The 2,865-nt window shown below is 71.2% G+C and carries 1 protein-coding gene; it reads left to right on the plus strand.

Translation table 11 applies throughout. From position 1 onward, the window contains the following. Positions 1-83: 83 nt before the first annotated feature. On the plus strand, positions 84-2,744 hold the full coding sequence (locus ACFC1F_RS41280) for a TIM-barrel domain-containing protein (protein WP_376166703.1): 2,661 nt from the start codon (positions 84-86) through the stop codon (positions 2,742-2,744). The last annotated feature ends 121 nt before the right edge of the window (positions 2,745-2,865 follow it).

Genomic DNA, 2,865 nt, shown 5'->3' on the forward strand with positions numbered 1-2,865 from the left:
AACGCCGCTCCGGGATCCTGCCTTCCAAGCAGTTTCGAGCACCCAGTGAACACATCCCTGCTCAGTCGACTGGAGATCGCACCATGCGCCTGCTTCGACACCACCTCCGCCGGGCCGCCCTCGCCGCAGCCGTGACGAGCGTCGCCGCCCTGACCGGGCCCACCGTCCCCGCCGGGGCCGCCACCCCCGGCTCCGCCGTCCTCGACACGGACCACCAGAGCACCACCTGGCAGAGCCCCCGCTACGCGAAGGGGACGCTCGGCGGCGCCGGCGACTGCCCGCCCGCCGCACAGGACCCGGGCGGCGCGGTCTGCGACCGCTTCGACCTGACCGTCAACGTGCCGGCCGGGTACTGGGACGACAACCCGGAGGGCGGCGTCCCGCTCTCCATCCAATGGCAGACCCCCACCGACGACTTCGACCTCTACGTCTACGACGCCGACGGCAAGGAGGTCGCCCAGAGTGCCGGCACCGCCGACCCCGAGGCGACGGTCATCCCCCGGGCCTCGGGCACCTACCACGTCCTGGTCGTCCCCTACGACGTGCACGACAACTCCTACACGGGCCGGGCCTACCTGCCGCAGACCGCCGACGCGGGTGACCTCACCTCCTTCGGCGGCTCCCAGGGCAGTTACGACATCTCCGCCGGCACCCTGAAGGCCAAGGTCGACTTCCTGGCCGACGACCAACTGCGCCTGCGGGCCGCCCCGGACGGCGTCCTCACCGACCCGGCCGGCAGCACCATCATCCGCCGGCAGCCCGAACTCCGGCGCGACACCAGCACGTTCGACGCCGGGACCTACTACGGTATCCGCTCGGGCGCCCTGGTCCTGCGGGTCTACAAGCACCCCCTGCGCTTCGGCCTCTACCGGGCCGACGACCGCACCGCCCTCTGGCAGGAGGACGCCCCGCTGCGCTGGAGCACCGGCGGACTGCGGCAGAGCCTCCAACGCGGCGCCGACGAGCAGTTCTTCGGCGGCGGCGAACAGAACGGCTCCTTCTCGCACCGCGACCAGACCGTCCACGTCGCCAACAGCACCAACTGGAACGAGGGCGGCTACAACAACTCCCAGCCGTTCTACGTCTCCAGCGCCGGCTACGGGGTCTTCCGCAACACCTTCGCGCCGGGGATCTACGACTTCGGCTCGCCGGTCCGCACCGGGCAGCAGGAACGACGGCTCGACGCCTACTACTTCACCGGCGACGTGAAGTCGGTCATCGGCAAGTACACCGCCCTGGTCGGCAAGCCCTTCATGCCACCCGTCTACGGCCTCGAACCGGGCGACTCCGACTGCTACCTGCACAACGCCAACCGCGGCGAACGGCACACCACGGACGCGGTCAAGATCGCCGACGGCTACGTGCAGAACCAGATGCCGCTGGGCTGGATGCTGGTCAACGACGGCTACGGCTGCGGCTACGAGGACCTCGCCAAGACCGGCGACGGCCTGCGCAAGGACCACGCCCAGCTCGGCCTCTGGACGCAGAACGGCCTGCCCAACCAGGCCGAGGAGGTCAAGGCCGGGGTCCGGGTGCGCAAGCTCGACGTGGCGTGGGTCGGCAACGGGTACGACTTCGCCCTCAACGCCTGCGACCAGGCCAAGGCCGGCATCGAGGACAACAGCGACTCCCGCGGCTTCGTCTGGCTCCCCGTCTCCTGGGCCGGCGCGCAGCGCTGCGGCGTGCTCTGGAGCGGCGACCAGAGCCTCTCCTGGGACTACATCCGCTGGCAGATCCCCACCTACGCCGGAGCGACCATGTCCGGCATCGCGTACAACACCGGCGACGTCGGCTCCATCTTCCGGCGCGACCCCAAGATGTACACCCGCGACCTGCAGTGGAAGGCCTTCCTCCCCGCGATCATGACCATGGACGGCTGGGCGAAGGACCTCACCGGCAAGGAGCAGCGCGACCAGCAGCCCTGGCTGGACGGCGAGCCCTACACCTCGGTCAACCGCAAGTACCTGCAGCTGAAGGAACGGCTGCTGCCGTACATGTACACGCTGTCGGCGGAGGCCACCCGGACCGGCATCGGCGCGGTGCGCCCGCTCGCCCTGGAGTACCCGGACGACCCGGCCGCCCTCGGGCCGGACGCGAAGTACGAGTTCCTCGCCGGACCTGACTTCCTCGTCGCCCCCGTGTACTCCGACACCTCGGTGCGGGACGGCATCTACCTGCCCAAGGGCACCTGGACCGACTACTGGACGGGCCGCACCTACCAGGGCCCGACCACCCTCAACGGGTACGCGGCCCCGCTCGACACCCTGCCGCTCTTCGTCAAGGGCGGCTCGATCGTACCGATGTGGCCCAAGGGCACGCTGTCCTGGCAGAACCGGGACCGCACCGAGCTCGACTACGACATCTACCCGCAGGGCGACTCGTCCTACACCCTCTACGAGGACGACGGCACCACCCGGCAGTTCACCCAGGGTGCCTCCGCCACCCAGCGGGTCGACGTCCACGCGAACCGCGCCGTCACCACTATCAAGGTCGGTGGCAGCGTGGGAGGTTACGCCGACAAGCCGGCGAGCCGCGGCTACCGCCTCACCGTCCACGGCCAGCCCGCCCCGCGCCAGGTCGTCACCGCGGGCGGCCCGCTCCCCCGCCTGGCCTCGGCCGCCGCACTCGACTCGGCCGGCTCCGGCTGGTTCCACGACCCCGCGACCGGCGTCACGGAGATCAGGACCCCGTCCGTCTCCACCGACCACGCCTTCTCGGTCGAGCTCATCCACGGCGGTCACTGACGCAACGGCCCCGGCCCCGGGGCGGGGGGGGGCCCGGGCCGGCCGGGGCACTTGGGCCCCGGGGCCGGCGGGCGTTACACCGGGCCGGCGGCCCGCTCCGCCGCAACGATCCCGCTACACG

The organism is Kitasatospora sp. NPDC056181, assembly GCF_042266225.1.
Taxonomy (GTDB): domain Bacteria; phylum Actinomycetota; class Actinomycetes; order Streptomycetales; family Streptomycetaceae; genus Kitasatospora.